Here is a 16947-nt window from a genome sequence, read left to right on the forward strand (position 1 = left end):
TGAAATTTTCTGCACCGGCCGTCGTGGCGCGGTGCAGGCCTGTTCCTCGGCCAGCAAGGCTTGCAAATCCGGGCTTGCGTGTGCCGCCCGAATCCTGACACTCAGCCTCATGCAATTTGCACCGCAACAGGACGAGGCCCTGAAGGCCGTTTCGCAATGGCTGAAAGAGGGCCGCTCGCCGCTCTTCCGGCTGTTCGGCTATGCCGGCACCGGCAAGACCACGCTTGCCCGGCACTTCGCCGAGCATGTCGATGGCGACGTGCTGTTTGCCGCCTTTACCGGCAAGGCCGCGCAGGTGCTGCGCTCCAAGGGCGCGAGCAACGCCAAGACCATCCATTCGCTGATCTATCGCCCGCGGGGCGAGGAGGAGGTGGCGGACGAGGAAACCGGCAAGACCTCGATTGCGCCGATGTTTTCCATCAACCGCCAGAGCCCGGTCGCCAAGGCCGCACTGATCATCGTCGACGAATGCTCGATGGTGGACGAGGCGCTCGGCAAGGACCTGATGAGCTTCGGCACGCCGATCCTGGTGCTGGGGGATCCCGGCCAGCTTCCACCGGTTTCGGGCGGCGGCTACTTTACCAATCAGGAGCCGGATTACCTTCTGACCGACATCCATCGCCAGGCGCGCGACAATCCGATCATCCAGCTGGCGATGCAGGTGCGCGAAGGCAACGAGATCATGCATGGCGACTACGGTACCACGAAGGTGATCGGCCGCTCGCAGGTCAACCAGGAACTGGTGCTGGAAGCCGACCAGGTGCTGGTCGGCACCAACAAGACCCGGCGCCGCTATAACCAGCGGCTGCGCGAGCTCAAGGGTTTTACCAGCGAATACCCGCAATCGGGCGACAAGCTGGTCTGCCTCAGGAACGACCCGGCCAAGGGCCTGCTCAACGGTTCGCTGTGGCAGGTGATGAGCTCGTCGAAGGAGACGGTGAAGCCCGGCATCAACCTGATGATCCGCCCCGAAGACGACGACATGGATCGCGGCGCGGCCAAGATCAAGCTCCTGAAGGCCGCCTTCGAGGACGTCGAGAGCGAGATCCCCTGGTCGACGCGCAAGCGCTACGACGAGTTCGACTACGGCTATGCCCTGACGGTGCACAAGTCGCAGGGCTCGCAATGGAACAATGTCGTGCTGTTTGACGAAAGCTGGGCCTTCCGTGACACCCGGGAGCGCTGGCTTTATACGGCGATCACCCGCGCGGCCGAGAGGCTGACCATCGTCCGCTGAACGGCATTGCCGGAAAGGATGCGACGTTGCCGAACAACCGGATCATCCTTTACGCCCACGACATGGAAGCGACTGTCAGCTTCTATGAGAAGCACTTCGGTTTTCAGGCATTGCGCGCGACCGGTGACCGGATCGTCGAGCTGATCTCAGGCGAGGGCGGCGCCAGCCTGATGATCCACCCGGCGGCCAAGGGGCAGCGCCGCGGCCAATCGTTGGTCAAGCTGGTATTCGATGTCAGGGATGTCGAGGCCTTTTGTCAGCGCTGCGCTGCCGACGGGCTGGTCTTTGGGGCCATTCACCAGGCCGACGGCTATCAATTCGCCAATGCGAAGGATCCGTCAGACAATCCGATCTCGGTTTCCAGCCGCGCGTTCCGCTAGATGTGACCGTCGAACGGCCCTGCTATCGTTTGGTCGCCATCCACAGCACGTGGCGGGCACCGCCGCGTTTGCCGTTGGCGCGCACGTTGACCTCGTCGGTGGCAAAGCCGACCTCGCGCAGGCGGCGCGTAAAGGCGCTGTCCGGTGCGGATGACCAGACGGCAAGCACGCCGTTGGCGCGCAGCGCCGCCTTGGCGGCGCGAAGCCCGGTATGGCTGTAGAGGCTGTCGTTGGAGGGACGGGTCAGGCCATCCGGGCCATTGTCGACGTCCAGCAGGATGGCGTCATAGGCGGCCGTCTTCGCGCGGATCAGCGCACCGACATCGCCGATATGGATGTCGACCCGCGGATCGTCGAGCGTGCCCTTGTGCAGCTCCGCCATCGGCCCGCGCGCCCAGTCGACGACGGCAGGCACGAGCTCGGCGACGACGACACGGGCATCCTGCGGCAGCACGCCAAGGGCGGCACGCAGGGTAAAGCCCATGCCGAGACCGCCGATCAGCATGCTCATGTTCTTCCGGCCGGCGATCCGCTCGTAGGCGAGCGTCGCCAGCGCCTCTTCCGAGCCGCTCAGCCGGCTGTTCATCAGCTCCGTCGAGCCGAGCATGATCGAGAATTCCTGGCCGCGCTGCTTCAGGCGCAACTCGTCGCCGTCGCCGGGAATGGTTGCGCGGTCCAGCTCTATCCAGGGAAGCATCGGGTCTCTCACTTGTGTCGTTTCAGCGCCTCGTAACATGAGCGCGCCGAAGACACCACATTGCGATGATAGAGAGAGATTTGTGGCGAGACGGGTACCGCTGCAGGAGAGAGCATCCCACGACGCGGCGTTTTCCGCGTGCGAGCGCAGGGATGGCACGCGCCGCCTTGACGCCGGTGTTCTGTTACTCCGCCGCGATCATGCCGGCGAGAACCGCCTTGGCGATTGCCTGGAAGCGGTTGTTGGCGCCGAATTTGCGGATGATGCCGGCTTCGAGCGTCAGCGCTGCCGCCACATCCATGTCCATCAGCCCGGCGATGCGCGGGGCCGGATAGCCGTCCGCCATGAAGGTCAGGCATTCGCTTTCGATCGGCGAGAGATGGATATGGCCGTCCTCGTCGGTTTCGCCGCCGCCGGCATCGCCGGTTTCGAGCAACTCGGTGATACGCTGCATCTGACGGCGCAGGTTCGCCTGTTGGGCGGCAAGCTCACGGCGCCGTGCCAACAGCGCCTCGCGGAACAATCGGTCGGCCTCCGGCTGGTCTGCGGTGGTGGCAAGGGCGGTCAACAGTTCCAGGATCGCCGCAATGGGCATGTCGATCTCGCGGCAGGCGTTGATGACGGCCATGCGGCGGATGTGTTCCTCGCCATAGACCCGCATCGGCCCCATGCGGGCGGCGGTCAGAAGGCCTTTCTCCTCGTAGAAATGCAAGGTGCGATGGGTTACGCCAAAGGCATCGGCCATATCGGCGATCGCAAGCGGGGTCATGGGATCGTGGTGGGGAAGAGGCAAGTTGGGCAGAAAGCCGACGCGATCGGGCGCGGCCAGCACGCCCTCGTATTTCCAGTGGTCTCGCGGCATATCGTTGGTCCCCGGTCTACAGCCTGCGCGTCCATCCGGCACGCTCGCGTCCATCCGGCACGCTGTTTCTGCAAAGTTTCCTGAATCGAAATCGATCCAGGGCGCGCGCAATCCGCGTCCGGAAACGGTGGCGATCGCCGGGTCTCTCAAAGGTGCGGACGGATCCGCGCGGTGAGGCACTCGTTGATCGTCAACGACCATACCTGCTGCTCGGTTGGGGCATCCCGCGGCGCAAGCGCGGCTTACTCAGGACAGCGATGCTTGCCTGACGAGCAACCAGGCACTCATTCCCAACGCATGCGTGCACCGTATATGCGAATCGCTAATATGACCAGTCTTTAAAATGGTGGGCCGTCGATCGCGGCGGTACCTGCACCCACCGGCCCCGCCAGGCGGCGTCCGCTGCCTGTTTCCTTTGGGCGTCGTCGGTTAGGACGGCAAAAACACGCCGCAATTCAAAGGGCTGCAGCGACCTTTGCGCGTCTGGAACCTTTGCGCGTCTGGCAAGACGCGCGGCGCTTGAGGGCATCCCGTTTGATGGGCGGGATCATTGAAAGGGGAGAAGGCGCTTTGGAACCAAGGCGCCAAAGCGTCCTTCGCGCGTTCATCTGGACGCACGGCGTCTTAGTGCCCGATGACCTTGAGCGGGCTGTTGGCGCTGAGGATGAAGAGCGGCTCGTCGCCGCGCAGCGGCGAGAGTTTCTGCTGGCAGGACCAGGCTTCCTCGAAGGCACCGCGCGTGAGGTGCCGGCGATAGCGCTGGGTAGAGGCCATGCAGCCCATGAGCGGGCTTTCGACCTGCTCTTCACGGGCGTGCTGGTAGATCTCGCCATCGAGCGAAAACAGTTCGGAGGCGAGCGACATGCTTTCAAACAGCAGGTCCGGCTCGGTCTCCAGCCGTTTCCAGGTGATGAAGTCCTGGCGCAACGGCACGTTCTCGCCGTCGTGGGAGAGGGTCACGCGGATGCCCTGCGCCGGCGCGTCATACCAGGTGACCTGCACGGTGAAGGAGAGGGCGGAGTTGCGCGAGACCGGTCGGCCGGTGTCGCCGTCGGTGGCGCGCGCCAGTGTCTTGTGGCGCTGGGCGGCAAGGCGCAGTGCCGTGGCAAAGGCTTTCGCGTCCCCGTTTTCGGCGCCGCTCAGCTTCACGTTCACCGAAGGCAAGACCCGTTCGGTGGCGTGGCGGGCGTTGAAGAGCTTTGCCTGGGCGTCGAGGTCCAGCGTCATTTCCTGCGAGGGCATCGGCGCAAAGAGCAAAAGCGGCAGGACGGTCAGCACCGAAAGCGGCGAGGAGAGCGGCGCCGGCGGCCAGGCCGGACGGTGTCCGGCAAGGCGCCGCTTGGCCGGCTTCGGCTGGCGGGTCGACGGGGCGGAAGCCTGTTCCACTTCCGTCCGCATATGGCGGTACTCCGGAACATAGGTCCCCTTGGGGATGGCGATGCGCCATTCTTCGTCTGCGCCGTCGCCCTCGTAGAAGGCCTTGAGCAGCTTGCGCAACTTGCCGGCGTGCACCCGCACCAACGGGTCGCTGTCGGCATTGAAGGCCTGGGGGCGGTCGAAGACGTCGATGGCGATCGAGTAGCCCTTGAGCTGATGGCCTTCGCCAATCATCTCCTTTTCGACGACATAGGCGAGGAACGCTCTCAGGCGCTCGGATCGCGCGAAAGCCTTGCTTTCGAGGATGCGACGGAGCGTCCGCCGTATCGTCTCGTCGCAGGGTCTTTCGACCGTCGTCATCGGTGCTTGCTCCAGGGTCATCGGATCTAAAAATCTAAGAAAGGCGATCGCGGCGCGGGCCAGGGCCAATCGATCTGATTCGGGAACTTAAGGCCAAAAAAGGTGGTTGTCAGGGGTGGTATTCGCCAAATTTGAGTTTTTCCTGAAATAAACGTAAAAATTGCGTCCGTTGCCCCTGTGACAGATCGTAGCGGCGGCCATCTGCCCTGTAGCGAGCCTGCGGCCAGCGCAAAAGTTGCGCCCTTTGTGATTGAGTTTCCTGCATATTAGAGACGCCGATTGTCAAGATTCGATCAAGACAAGGCGGGCAAACGACCCGCGCGCAATCGTCGCGGCTGTTGCGCTGGTACTCCTTGGAATTGCTGCATAATCGGACCTCAAACCGTTTCTGGTTTCAGCAATTATGCAGTAGAACATTGCATCCACATTGCCCGCATCCGGGCCTCTATCCGGCCCCGCCTCTGGAAAGTTCAGACATGCCTGCAAAACTGTCCGTGAATCTGAATGCCGTCGCAATGCTGCGCAACCGGCGCGATCTGCCCTGGCCCTCCGTCACCGCACTTGGACGTATCGCGCTCGAAGCGGGTGCCGCAGGTCTCACGGTGCATCCGCGGCCCGATCAGCGCCATGTCCGCTTTACCGATCTGCAGCCGATCCGCGCGCTGATCGATGGGGCGTTTCCGGACACCGAGTTCAACATGGAAGGCTATCCGAACGAGGAGTTTCTCGGCCTCGTGGAAACGCACCGGCCGGAACAGGTGACGCTGGTGCCTGATGATCCGGCACAGGCGACCTCCGACCATGGCTGGGACTTCCGCAAGAACCACAACCTGCTTGGCAATGTCGTCGGCCGGCTGAAGAAGAAGGGTTTTCGGGTTTCGCTGTTTGCCGATGGTGACGAAGACAAGGAAGCGCTGCGCATCGCCAAGGAGACGGGCGCTGACCGCATTGAGCTCTATACCGGCCCCTATGGCGGTTGCTTTGACGATCCCGACAAGGCGGAAAAGATCGCCGGCGAACTCGGCCGCACGGCGGCGATTGCGGCTGAGCTCGGCCTCGAGGTGAACGCCGGCCACGACCTGACGGTCGCCAATCTGCCGCTGCTCGCCAGGCACATCCCCAACCTTGCCGAAGTGTCGATCGGCCACGGTCTGACGGCGGATGCGCTGGAATACGGCATGGCCGAGACCGTGCGCCGCTTCCGCCGCGCCTGCGGCCAGGAGGTCTGAGGCCGCTTGCGTCATGAAGGACCTCTTCATCGTTACCCATGCGGAATCCGTCCATCACCTCGAAGGCCGGGTGGGCGGCTGGTATGACACCGGCCTGACGGCGCGCGGTCAAAGGGACGCGGAGGCGACCGCCGAACGGCTGGCTGCCCTGGTCGGCAGCCGCGACGTCGAGATTTTCAGCTCCGATCTTCTGCGTGCCTCGGAAACGGCCGCAGCTGTTTCCAGGCGCCTCTTGCAGCCCGTGACCGAAACCGCCGCTCTTCGGGAAATCAGCTATGGCGTGGCCGGCGGCAAGCCGCAGGCATGGCTCGATGCGCGCTATGTGCCGGCGCCGGACGACAACCGGTTGGATCACGACTGCGGCATCGAAGGCGCTGAAACCCGCCGCGATGTCGCGGCGCGGGTCTTTCCGTGTGTCGACGCGATCGCGGAACGGCCATGCGAGACGCAGATTATCGTCACCCACGGCTTCACGCTCACGCTCGTGATCGCCGCCTGGATGAAAGTGCCGATCGAGGCAACGGGGTTTTTGAGCTTTCCGGCGAAATCCGGCAGCATCACGCATCTGCGCCAGGACGATTTTTTCCGAAATCGGGCCATCGTCACTTTGGCGGATGCCTCTCACCTGACAATCGAAGCGCCGTAATGTCCTGAATACTCTCAGACAACGCGCGAAGATCGCATGCAACCAGATGTAAGGGCTGCTATAGCTCGAGCCCGTCCTTTTCCCACGTATCCGGCCAATGACATTTTCCCCCAGCTTCCGCGAACGCATTGTTCTTTACGCACTTCTGACGTCACTCACGTCCATCAGCATCGATGCGCTGTTGCCGGGATTGCGTGAGATCGGCACCGATGTCGGGGTTCAGCCGCCGCTTTCGACGCAGCACGTCATATCGCTGTTCATCTTCGGCATGGCGTTCGGCGAGCTTTTGCTCGGGCCGCTCTCCGACGCGATGGGGCGGAAGAGGGCGCTGGTTCTCGGCCTTGGCGTCTACGCGCTCGGAACGGTGATCGCGATGGTGGCGGGGTCCCTCGAAATGGTCATCTTCGGCCGCTTCCTGCAGGGCGTCGGCGTTTCGGGACCGAAGATCGCCACGCGCGCCATGATCCGCGACCAGTTCGAGGGCGATCAGATGGCCCGCGTCATGTCGTTCATGTTCACGCTCTTCATCCTCGTGCCGATGCTGGCGCCCGGCCTCGCGCAGGGGATCATTGCCGTTGGAGGCTGGCGCAGCGTCTTTGCCGTCTATCTCGTGGTGGCCGGACTTCTTGGGCTGTGGCTGGTGATGCGCCAACCGGAAACCTTGCCTGCGGACAGGCGCATTCCGTTTCGTCCGCGGCTGCTCGTGGCGAATGGCCGGCGCATCCTGGCACACCGGCGCGTCATGCTGCTGATCGTGGCGACCGGGCTCGTTTTCGGTGCGCAGCTCCTCTATTTGAGCACCGCGGCGGACCTCTTCTTCGATGCCTACGGGATCGGACAAACCTTCCCCCTGTATTTCGCGATGCTGGCGACCGGCATCGGGCTTGCGTCGTTTCTCAACGCCAAGCTCGTGCAACGCTTTGGAGCAGACAGGATGGCGCGCCACGGCTTTGTCGGTCTTGCTTTGGCGGGGCTCGCAATGCTTGCCGCATCCACCCTTTGGGCCGGCCGGCCGCCGCTCACGGTGCTGATGGTGCTCGGCTTTGCGGCCTTCTTTGCCGTGGGGGTGCTCTTCGGCAACCTGAACGCCATGGCCATGCGCTCGCTTGGACAGGTTGCGGGTCTCGGGGCATCGTTGATCGCCTCCGGATCAAGCCTGATCGCGACCCTGTTTGCAGTCGCGATCGGTGCCTTTTACGACGGCACGACACTCAACCTGTCGGTCGGGTTCTTTCTCGCCGGCGTCAGCGCGCTGGTTCTCTCGGAGATCGCCGCGCGGGCAGATGGCTCGCCGGTGGAGGCCGCAAGGTAGGCGGTGGCGAAGGTTCGGCAGGCGATGTGACGCCGTTTTTCACGGCGCCCGCCTGATGAGCGCGACGCTCCGGATTTCGAAGCGTCGCGAACCGCGTACAACGCCAGAGCATCCCGCTTTCAAAGTGGAATCACTTGGAGGCGGAAAGATGCTCTAGCCGTTGTAGACCACAGAAATCTTGTTGCCGGACGGATCACGCATGTAGGCGGCGTACCAGTCTGGCCCATAATGCGGACGTGGGCCGGGTGCACCTTCGTCCGTCCCACCGCTGGCCATGGCGGCCTGGTAGAAAGCATCGACTTCCGCGGGAGACTTGACCATGAACCCGACCATGGACCCATTTCCGCAGCTTGCCGGTTCACCGTCGAAGGGTTTGCAGACCCACAAGACGAAGCCTTTGCCGGAGCCGCCTTCGGAATAGGCGCGCCAATCCGGAAACTCCAGATGCTTGCTCCATCCGATCGTCGCGAGGATTGCGTCATAGAAGAGTTTGACTGGGTGCAGTCCAATGCACCCACGGTCACATAAGCGCTCATGATCTCCCCTTTCTCCAGCAGTGGAATTGCGGGATTTCATAGCGCGAAAAACAGAACATAATAAGAACAGATGATGCGGAAACGCCGTTCTCGCCGCAATATCCGGGCGGATTGTGTCACAATCGTTCCCGGGGCTTCGTCAGTCCAGGAGCCCGGCGCAAACGGCCGGGCCCACTCCATTTCAAGCGCGGCCGCTCAGCCTGCCAGTCTTGCCTTGCTCGCTTCGAGGAAAACGGTGAGGCTTGCCGGTGCTGCGCCTGTCAGTGTCGTCAGGTCGTTCGTCGCCATGTTGATGTGGCCCTCGCGGGTATTGGCATCGAAGGAGACGACGATCGGGATCAGGAAATCGGGCAGCCCCGCGCTCTTCAGGCCGCCGGCAAGGGCTTCATCGGAGATGTGCACGACCTCGAGCGGCTTGCCGGTTGCCTTGGCGACCAGCGCGGCGATTTCGTCGGTCGAGCGTAGCTCGCCACCGGTCAGCGTGTAGGTGCGGCTTTCGCCGGAGGGGGAGGCAAGCGCCGCGGCAGCGGCCCTGGCTGCATCGGCCCGCGCAATATGGGCGAGGCGGCCTTGGCCGGATGACGAATACCAATGACCGGTTTCAAGCGCGTGCGGCAGCGCCATGAACAGGTTCTCCATGTACCAGCCGTTGCGCAGGATCGTGTAGGGAATGCCAGTCGCCTTGATGGCGTTTTCGGTGCCGAGATGATCGGGCGCAAAGGGGATGACCGAGGTTTCGGGGCTCGGCATCGAGGTGTAAAGAATATGCTTGGCACCGGCCCTCTTTGCAGCCGCGACGGCGGCCAGATGCTGCCTCAACCGCTTGCCCGGCTCATCCAGCGCATCGGTCGAGATGATCAGGATCCGGTCGGCACCGGAAAAGGCCTTGTCGAGCGAGGCGGCATCGTCGAAATCGGCGATGCGGGCCTTCACGCCTTTAACCGTGTAATCGGAGAGCTTGGCAACGTCGCGGCTGGTGGCGATGATTTTGGCCGGCTCGATGCCGGACGCCAGAAGCTGGTCGAGCACGAGCCTGCCAAGCTGGCCGGTTGCGCCGGTGACGAGCAATGTATCGGACATGTCTGTTTCCTCTCTGCTGAACGCAAGGGGCGGGACGGACGGCGCAGACCGTCGACATCCTGCCTTGTTGTCCGGCCGCCTGGGAGAAGCGCCGGCATATAGTCTCTTTTTGAGACTTGCTCTTATCCCGTAATCTCGGTAGAGCTGTAAAGGAGGCAGTTTTTTCTGCTGTGGTAACAGAAAGGGTACCGGCCATGACCAAGCTCACAGGCGATTTGAAGGGCAAGCGCGTGGCAATGGTGTGCGGCGTGCCGATGGATGTCGAAAATTGCCCGGTCCGCGACGTCATGGACAATATCGGCGGCAAGTGGAACTCGCTGATGATCCTGTCCTTGGCCGACGGGGCCTTGCGCTTCTCGCAGCTGAGGCGGCTGATCCCCGACATTTCCCAGCGCATGCTGACCCAGACGCTGCGCGACCTGCAGCGCGACGGCTACATCCATCGCACCGTCTACCCGACGCAGCCGCCGAGCGTGGAATATGCGCTCACTGATCTCGGCCGCTCGCTGCTCGGCCTGCTCAAGCATTTCGTCGACTGGTCGGTGGAAAACCACGGCGCGATCCGATCGGCACGCGAGGAGTATGACGCGGAGGCGTAAGGCGTATCGTTGCCGAAGCGGAAGCCGCCGGCGAGGGTCGGTTCGTTCGCGCGTGCGGCGCTTTTTCCATAGGTCCCAGCTGTGGTTGGCGGGGTTTGCCCCTCTCCTCGGGTTTAACCCGAGGACTAACCCTTTCCCCGCAGGCGGGGAGGGGGGACGAGGATGACGGCTGAAACTCCATCCCGGTCCGATGCTCAGTTCGCTCCAATGCTGGGAAGCAGAAACCGAGAACGACAGCGGTGGATCCGAGCCGGTGCCACAAGTTCCTTCGCCCCGCTGACGGGGAGAAGGTGCCGGCAGGCGGATGAGGGGCCGCCTTGTCTCCACCGCGTCGTGCGTTGCGCGCGACGCCATGTCCCGGCGCAGCAAGCTTGCCGTAGTGCTTTGATTTTCCCTATAGTTTGGCGATGAAGCGAATCCGACGCGTCGATCGCGCGCCATGCAGAGGGACCATGAAGACACTGCATATCGGCATTGCGGGCGCTGGCCCGGCGGGGCTCGCGGCGGCGCTGATGTTGTCGCGGCAGGGGCATCGGGTGGAAATCCTCGAACGCTTCGACGTGGCCTCGCCCGTCGGTTCCGGGCTGATGCTGCAGCCGACGGGGCTGACCGTGCTGAATGCGCTCGGCCTGTTGCAGCCGATGCTTGTCCTCGGCAGCCGCATCGACCGGCTTTACGGCGCCGACGCGAAGTCCGGTCGCACCGTGCTCGACGTCCGCTACAATGCGTTGTCAGGCGGCCGTTTCGGGCTTGGGGTGCAGCGGGCGGCGCTTTTCAACACACTGCATGATGCCGCGGGTAAGGCCGGTTTGCCTTTGCGCACCGGCATTGCGCTCGCCGATGTGCGAATGGCCGGCGACAAGGCCGTTCTTCTCGATGCCGATGGCCGGGAGGCGGGCGCCTATGACCTGGTGATCGATGCCAGCGGCGCGCGCTCGGCGCTTGCTGCGGGGTCGGCCGTGGCGCCTGCTGTGTCCGAGCTCAGCTATGGTGCCTTCTGGGCGACGCTCGACAGCGCCGGGCTTGCCCATGACCGTCACGCACTGGTGCAGCGCTACGACCGGGCGAAGGTGATGATCGGCATCCTGCCAGCCGGCAGGGCGCGGGAAGGTGAGAAGGAGCGTGTCGCCTTCTTCTGGAGCCTCAAGGTGGCGGATGCGGATGTGGTGCGGCAGGCAGGGCTCGACCGCTGGAAGTCCGTCCTCCTCGACTATTGGCCGGACTGCGCGCCGTTGCTCGAGCAGATCGACGACTGGGATCGGCTGACGCTGGCGCGCTATACCCATCGCACCATGCGCCCGCCGGTCGCCGGCCGGGTTGCGTTCGTCGGCGACAGCGCCCATTCGACCAGCCCGCAGCTCGGGCAGGGGGCGAACATGGCCCTGCTCGATGCGGCGGCGCTGGCGCATGCGCTGGACACGTCGCCGGATCTGGATGCGGCGCTTGCCGCCTATGCTGCCGCGCGGCGCAACCACGTCGCGCTGTTCCAGCTCTTGTCGCTGTTCTTCACGCCCTTCTACCAGTCGGATTCGGCGCTGCTCGCCTGGCTGCGCGACCGGCTGGTGGCAACGGTCGCGCGCACGCCGCCGATGCCGGCGCTGCTTGCCTCGATCGTTTCGGGCACGCTGGTCGATCCGTTCAAGAGAACCGGACTGGCCGAATGCGACTGGCAGGCATTGGGCGTGCGCCCGGGCGGTCTGCTCCGATCCGCCGCGGATGCGATTTCTGCCTGAGCAGTCGACGAATCCTGTATCGAGGGCAACCGGATGGCGGATGGAGAATTGCAATGACCGATAGCGTGGCGGCCATACTGGTGCATGTTCCCGACACGGAAACGGGGCTCGCCTGGTATCGGCGTGCGTTCCCAGCGGCCGAACGCCAATGGCTTGAAGAATTCGACTTCGCCTACCTCAAGGTTGGGGCAGTGGATCTCGAAATCGTTCAAGCCGACGAGAAGGTGGCGAGCGGTGCCGCAGGCTCCGTCGTCTATTGGTCGGTCGAGGATCTCGACAGATCCCTTGCCCATTTCGAAGCGCTCGGCGCGCTCCTCTATCGCGGACCGATAGCGATCCAGGAGGGGCTGTGGATGTGCCAGGTGCGCGATCCCTGGGGCAATTGCATCGGCCTTCGCGGCCCGAGAGCCGGAGACAAGGGAGACGAAGCCTGATGGCTGATGGGCCCGTCACATGCGAGATCCGCTACCGGATCGATGAAAGCCGGATGGTAGAATTCAAGGCCTATGCGCAAACCTGGGTCGAACTCATCGAACGCCATGGCGGAACGCATCACGGCTATTTTGTGCCGCGGGGAAAACCTGAGGGCGTTGGCGCGAGCTTTCCGGGAGTGGCGCAAGAGGGGGCCGGCGACATCGCCGTCGCGCTCTTCACCTTTCCGGACGAGGAAACCTATCTGCGCTATCGCGATGATGTCGCCAAGGATCCGGTTGGCATTGCAGCCAATGCGCGTTACGCGGACGATCCGCCGTTCATCAACTATGAGCGCATCTTCCTGAAGCCGCTGCCACGGAGCAAGTAGCGGCTAGCCGATGCGTTGCGCCGCTTCCGGCAATCGCCAGGCCGAGCGCGGCGCGTTCTCGTTTTTCGCTCAGGCGGCTTGCGCCAGCGAAATCCCTTCCAGTGCGAATTCGACGGCTGCTTCCGCATGGATTGCGGTCGAATCGAAGCCTCGGAGCGACAGGGCCCTCGGGTCGAGGGTCAGGCAGATTTCAGTGCAGCCAAGGATGACGGCGTCCGCACCTTCGGCCTCGGCCTTGTCGATCAGCTCGATCAGCGCCCGGCGGGAGGAGCGCAGCACCTTGCCGGCGCAAAGTTCGTCGAAGATGACATTGTGGACGAGCGTGCGGCCGTCCGCATCCGGCACCATGACGTCGATGCCGTGGCTCTTCATGCGCTCGGCGTAAAAGCCGTGCTCCATGGTGTAGCGGGTGGCGAGCAGCAGCGGCTTGCGGATGCCGGCAGCCTTGAGGCGGTGCGCCGTCTCGTCGATGATGTTGATGAGGGGCACATCGACGGCGGCCTGAACCGCATCGGCAATCAGGTGCATGGTGTTGGTGCAGATCAGCACGCAGTCGGCGCCGGCCGCTTCCAGGCCACGGGCGACATCGGCCAGCCGCTTGGCAGCATCCTCCCAGCGGCCGGCCTTCTGCAGGTCGACGATCGACTGGAAGTCGACGGAATGCAGCAGCACCTCGGCCGAATGCAGTCCACCCAGGTGGTCGCGAACCGCTTCGTTGACCATGCGGTAATAGACCGCCGAACTTTCGAAGCTCATGCCGCCGATGAGACCGATCTTGCGCATAACCATTCCTTTCTGCCCGCTGTTGCCGCGCCGGGCGCAGCCGTTGTTCGATGGAGAGAACTATGCGGCACAGGGCGTCGGAATGGTTCGCTTTGTTGGGAGGGAAAATGCAGCCTTGCGCGAATGATTTGCGTATTACGCGGGAACTATGCAAGAATACTGCGCACTGTTTGATAATTGGAGGAGTGATCGGCGTGCTTGACGAAAGAGACCGAAAGCTGCTTGCGCTGCTGCAGCAGGACGCCAGCGTCGCCGTTGGTGAATTGGCGGAGCGGGTGAACCTATCACTGTCGGCCTGCTCGCGCCGCATCCAGCGGCTGGAGGAGGCGGGTTACATTGCACGGCGTATCGTCGTGCTCGACCGCGAGCGCATGGGTGTTCCGACGACCGTGTTTGCGCTGATCAAGACGGCACATCACTCCGACGAGTGGATCGAGACCTTCCGGCGCGCTATCAGCGATATCCCCGAGATCGTCGAGGCCCATCGCTTGACGGGGAACTATGACTATATCGTCAAGGTCGTGCTGCCGCGCGTCGAGCACTATGACGTGGTCTACAAGCAGATCGTGCGCAAGGTGGAACTCTTCGACGTCTCCGCCTCGATCTCGATGGAAATCTTAAAGAGCGGCACGGCGGTGCCGGTCGATTATGCGGTGTGAGACGTGATGACCAATGGCGCGATGAGCGTGACCACGGGCGATGACGCTGCCGATGCGCTGCTGCTTGTCGATGTGCAGCGCGCCTTCATATCCGGGCCGGATGCGGTGCCCGGGCATCTCGACCTTCAGCGCGCCGTCGCTGTTCTCTTGAAAAACGCACGCGCGGCGGCTGTGCCGGTGATCTTTCTCCAGAATGACGGTCCGGTGGGCGCGCCTGACGAGCCGGAAACCGATGGCTGGAAGCTCTACTTTTCCGCGCAGCCGGGCGAGCCCGTCGTTCGAAAGGCGAAGGACGACGGTTTCGAGGGCACGGATCTCGAAAGCTTGCTGCGGTCGCGGCAAATCGAGACGATCGCGATCTGCGGCATGCTCTCGGAGATGTGCCTGGCGGCAACGGCGCGCACCGATGGTGCCGGCACGTCTGGCCGCGCGCGCGGCCGAGTGGTCGCTCGGCGGTGAGGTCGTGCTGGTGGACGCGGTCGACGACATTGCCTTTGCGGTCACGTCTTCGTCGTCCTGAGGCCGCCGACGAGGCGCCGCCTCTGCGGCCCAATCTGCATTCAGCTTCTTACCTTGATGCCCTTCATTCGTGCGCGGGCCGTTTAGGGCGTTCTTTCTCCGCTCCCCAGAGGAAAAGTCGAGCATCTGGCGCTTCCTTGTATACGGCAATCTGCATGTGAGCTCGAAGCTCGCTGCGGAAGCGGGAGGCGTTGCGGGCTCCCCATACGCCGATGAAGCATTCTCCGGTCGCATCATTCTTGAAGACTGCCGCACCACCAAATGTAGAAGACAGACCGCCTTCGCCAACGACGCCCCCGTCGCCGTAAACGGCAGCGACGCGATCCAGCGGCGCAACGCTGACCACCGTGTCGCCGGACGGAGCGAAACCCGCGCTTCTAAAAAGATAAACCGGGCAAGGAGAGGTTGTCATGCCGTAACCATATCGTGATCACGGCAAGCCGCAAGCGCCCGCGCAGCCCTTCTCAACAGGACCTAGGTTCGTCGCTTCCGCGCTCGAGGTGGCCGGTCGTCACCCCGCTGACCGGACTGGGGCTCGGGATCAAATGCACCGTATAGTCTTTGCAGTTGGAAGCGCTGCCTCTTGGCCTTACGTTTTTCCAACCGGTCATTGATCGTCATCAGGGCATCGTAGCCTATGGTGCTTGCCGCCCCCGCTGCAGCAGAGGCAAGCGGGTTTTCACTGAAAGCCCCCACACCCGAGGCAACAAAGATCGCCACCACGACCTTGGTTGCCAGAGATTTGAACACGCCCGAGAGGTTGTCGCTTTTCGACAGATAGGTGTCCAAGTCGGCGTTCCATGCCAATCGGGTGTCGCGCATCTCTGCCGAAAACGTTTCCGCCTGGGAGGCTGACTGCACCGCCCGCGACCTCCTGGCGGCCATCGCGACACAGGCTCGCCACCGTGCAAAAATTTCGTCTTCAGCCCGTATCGCCATCAGATCGCGCAGGTCGATGGCGTCCGGGTTCGGCACGTGGTTCGCAACCAGCTGGGCTTCCACCACATGATCGTCAAAGGCAGCACTGTGATGGGCTGCAAGCTGATCCTTCAGGATTTCGAACGCCACCTTGCCGTTGGACAGATCCAGGGCCGGAATCACGTTAGGCCCGAGTTGCTTGAGGATGAGTTCGTCGAGGACAAGCTCGACATATCGCAGCTGTATGTGGTTGCCGGCGCTCTCCCGGTGATGTTTCCGGTAGAGCTTCTCGATCCGGTCGCGATCGTAAACGTGATTGATCGCGTTGGACAAAATGATGTCCTCGGTGTTTCTGAAACCATCGTCCTTGTCGAACGCATACTCGCTCTGAAGGCAATCATATGTATGGAGATATCTGCCGAAGAGGTCGCCGTGATTGCAGATCGGAACGACGATCCCCGTGCGGATCAGCGGCGCGATCTGAGCGTAAAACTCGACCCAGTACTGGATGCGCTCGTAGTGGATGAGCTGATCAAACTGCTTGCGTCTCTCTTCTATATCGGATGGGAAAACCGGGACGCCGTCAAAATCCCATCTGTCCATGTATAGCCGGTAGACTTCAGAGTTTTCCTTTCCGGCCATGACTGACGCAAAACCATGGTCGAATCTCAGCTGGGAGATAGGCTCTTCAAAGTATATCTTGTCGTAGAAGAGCAGGCATTTCTTGATCCTGGCGACCAGCGATTCTCGGGTCCGGCTCGAGGTATTGAAGTAGATGGCGTTGGCCTGGAAATCGATATGCGGCACATGGACATTCTTTCGATAGGGCACGAATGTCTTCTGGTCCCATTCATATCCCCCAACCCATCCGTACAGGCTTTCGATCGCATAGTAGACCTCCGCCCACCGGGTTCTGGAGAGCGTGCCAAGTGCCTGGGGTGTCCAGTCCGGTGATGCAAGACCGATGGCGCGCTCCAGAGCATCGACGATCGTGATGCCGGACACCTTGCCTGGATCATGCGGAGCTACCTTGATCGCCATCGTCCCAGCCGATCGGGTCTATTCTTGATTGCTAGTTAGCCATCAAAAATGCGCACGCCACAAGTGTGCCCGGCGGGGCGTCGACCGAACCGCGCAGCAGAGAGCACTTGCGAAGCTCGGCCGTTCTTGACTTTTTGCAAGGGTGACATGCCGCGCCTGCGCTTGTCCTTGGCCGCC

Annotated in this window: 18 protein-coding genes and 1 pseudogene; 11 read left to right on the forward strand and 8 right to left on the reverse strand. The window is 62.8% G+C overall.

All coding sequences use genetic code 11. The features are described 5' to 3' along the window. Positions 1 to 109: 109 nt before the first annotated feature. Together BBX50_RS10970 and BBX50_RS10975 are read left to right on the forward strand one after the other, a co-directional pair. Complete coding sequence (locus tag BBX50_RS10970; RefSeq protein WP_065775326.1) at positions 110 to 1237, forward strand: ATP-dependent RecD-like DNA helicase; 1128 nt, start codon at positions 110 to 112, stop codon at positions 1235 to 1237. A 26-nt stretch (positions 1238 to 1263) separates the two neighbouring features. Continuing rightward, complete coding sequence (locus tag BBX50_RS10975; protein WP_065775327.1) at positions 1264 to 1617, forward strand: VOC family protein; 354 nt, start codon at positions 1264 to 1266, stop codon at positions 1615 to 1617. Positions 1618 to 1639: 22 nt separating this feature from the next. Here BBX50_RS10975 and BBX50_RS10980 read toward each other — a convergent pair whose 3' ends face one another. The 3 genes from BBX50_RS10980 to BBX50_RS10990 form a co-directional block, all read right to left on the reverse strand. Then, positions 1640 to 2314 carry an MnmC family methyltransferase gene (locus BBX50_RS10980; RefSeq protein WP_065775328.1) on the reverse strand — a complete coding sequence of 225 codons (675 nt, stop codon included), beginning with the start codon at positions 2312 to 2314 and terminating at the stop codon, positions 1640 to 1642. Between the two features lie 184 nt (positions 2315 to 2498). Next, complete coding sequence (locus tag BBX50_RS10985; RefSeq protein WP_065775329.1) at positions 2499 to 3176, reverse strand: MerR family transcriptional regulator; 678 nt, start codon at positions 3174 to 3176, stop codon at positions 2499 to 2501. Between the two features lie 624 nt (positions 3177 to 3800). After that, positions 3801 to 4913 carry a hypothetical protein gene (locus BBX50_RS10990; RefSeq protein WP_065775330.1) on the reverse strand — a complete coding sequence of 371 codons (1113 nt, stop codon included), beginning with the start codon at positions 4911 to 4913 and terminating at the stop codon, positions 3801 to 3803. 476 nt (positions 4914 to 5389) lie between these two features. Between BBX50_RS10990 and BBX50_RS10995 the strand changes: the two genes are divergently transcribed. From BBX50_RS10995 to BBX50_RS11005, 3 genes are all read left to right on the forward strand, one after another. Further along, positions 5390 to 6142 (forward strand): pyridoxine 5'-phosphate synthase, encoded by a 753-nt coding sequence (locus BBX50_RS10995; protein ID WP_065775331.1) that lies wholly within the window; start codon positions 5390 to 5392, stop codon positions 6140 to 6142. A gap of 13 nt (positions 6143 to 6155) precedes the next feature. Next, on the forward strand, positions 6156 to 6788 hold the full coding sequence (locus tag BBX50_RS11000; RefSeq protein ID WP_065775332.1) for a histidine phosphatase family protein: 633 nt from the start codon (positions 6156 to 6158) through the stop codon (positions 6786 to 6788). A 97-nt stretch (positions 6789 to 6885) separates the two neighbouring features. Then, the gene (locus tag BBX50_RS11005; protein WP_065775333.1) at positions 6886 to 8100 is read left to right on the forward strand and encodes a multidrug effflux MFS transporter; all 1215 of its coding nucleotides are present in this window, start codon (positions 6886 to 6888) and stop codon (positions 8098 to 8100) included. A gap of 153 nt (positions 8101 to 8253) precedes the next feature. Here the strand turns inward: BBX50_RS11005 and BBX50_RS11010 are convergent. Together BBX50_RS11010 and BBX50_RS11015 are read right to left on the reverse strand one after the other, a co-directional pair. After that, a pseudogene (locus BBX50_RS11010) lies at positions 8254 to 8636 on the reverse strand (VOC family protein). Positions 8637 to 8831: 195 nt separating this feature from the next. Next, the gene (locus tag BBX50_RS11015; RefSeq protein WP_065775334.1) at positions 8832 to 9716 is read right to left on the reverse strand and encodes an SDR family oxidoreductase; all 885 of its coding nucleotides are present in this window, start codon (positions 9714 to 9716) and stop codon (positions 8832 to 8834) included. Positions 9717 to 9910: 194 nt separating this feature from the next. Here BBX50_RS11015 and BBX50_RS11020 point away from each other — a divergent pair, with 194 nt between their 5' ends. The 4 genes from BBX50_RS11020 (at position 9911) to BBX50_RS11035 (ending at position 12850) form a co-directional block, all read left to right on the forward strand. Beyond that, positions 9911 to 10315 (forward strand): helix-turn-helix domain-containing protein, encoded by a 405-nt coding sequence (locus BBX50_RS11020; protein WP_065775335.1) that lies wholly within the window; start codon positions 9911 to 9913, stop codon positions 10313 to 10315. 452 nt (positions 10316 to 10767) lie between these two features. After that, the gene (locus BBX50_RS11025; protein WP_065775336.1) at positions 10768 to 12048 is read left to right on the forward strand and encodes an NAD(P)/FAD-dependent oxidoreductase; all 1281 of its coding nucleotides are present in this window, start codon (positions 10768 to 10770) and stop codon (positions 12046 to 12048) included. A 53-nt stretch (positions 12049 to 12101) separates the two neighbouring features. Then, on the forward strand, positions 12102 to 12482 hold the full coding sequence (locus BBX50_RS11030; RefSeq protein ID WP_065775337.1) for a glyoxalase/bleomycin resistance/dioxygenase family protein: 381 nt from the start codon (positions 12102 to 12104) through the stop codon (positions 12480 to 12482). Next, positions 12482 to 12850: an NIPSNAP family protein gene (locus BBX50_RS11035; RefSeq protein WP_065775338.1), complete on the forward strand. Its 369-nt coding sequence runs from the start codon at positions 12482 to 12484 to the stop codon at positions 12848 to 12850. The genes BBX50_RS11030 and BBX50_RS11035 overlap by 1 nt, the downstream gene beginning before the upstream one ends. Before the next feature lie 69 nt (positions 12851 to 12919). Here BBX50_RS11035 and BBX50_RS11040 read toward each other — a convergent pair whose 3' ends face one another. Further along, positions 12920 to 13639, reverse strand: a complete 720-nt coding sequence (locus tag BBX50_RS11040) for an aspartate/glutamate racemase family protein (RefSeq protein ID WP_083213622.1) — start codon at positions 13637 to 13639, stop codon at positions 12920 to 12922. A gap of 188 nt (positions 13640 to 13827) precedes the next feature. Here BBX50_RS11040 and BBX50_RS11045 point away from each other — a divergent pair, with 188 nt between their 5' ends. Both BBX50_RS11045 and BBX50_RS11050 read left to right on the forward strand, forming a co-directional pair. Next, positions 13828 to 14292, forward strand: coding sequence for an Lrp/AsnC family transcriptional regulator (locus tag BBX50_RS11045; RefSeq protein ID WP_065775450.1), 465 nt, complete (start codon positions 13828 to 13830; stop codon positions 14290 to 14292). Between the two features lie 6 nt (positions 14293 to 14298). Then, entirely contained in the window at positions 14299 to 14751 is a 453-nt protein-coding gene (locus BBX50_RS11050; protein ID WP_244513131.1) for an isochorismatase family protein, read from the forward strand. A gap of 124 nt (positions 14752 to 14875) precedes the next feature. Here BBX50_RS11050 and BBX50_RS29815 read toward each other — a convergent pair whose 3' ends face one another. Both BBX50_RS29815 and BBX50_RS11055 read right to left on the reverse strand, forming a co-directional pair. After that, positions 14876 to 15223, reverse strand: coding sequence for a hypothetical protein (locus BBX50_RS29815; protein ID WP_139108447.1), 348 nt, complete (start codon positions 15221 to 15223; stop codon positions 14876 to 14878). Positions 15224 to 15285: 62 nt separating this feature from the next. Next, positions 15286 to 16770, reverse strand: coding sequence for a hypothetical protein (locus BBX50_RS11055; RefSeq protein ID WP_065775340.1), 1485 nt, complete (start codon positions 16768 to 16770; stop codon positions 15286 to 15288). Positions 16771 to 16947 lie beyond the last annotated feature (177 nt).

Origin of the sequence: Ensifer sp. LC11 (assembly GCF_001695835.1) — a bacterium.
In the GTDB taxonomy this organism is placed as follows: domain Bacteria; phylum Pseudomonadota; class Alphaproteobacteria; order Rhizobiales; family Rhizobiaceae; genus Ensifer.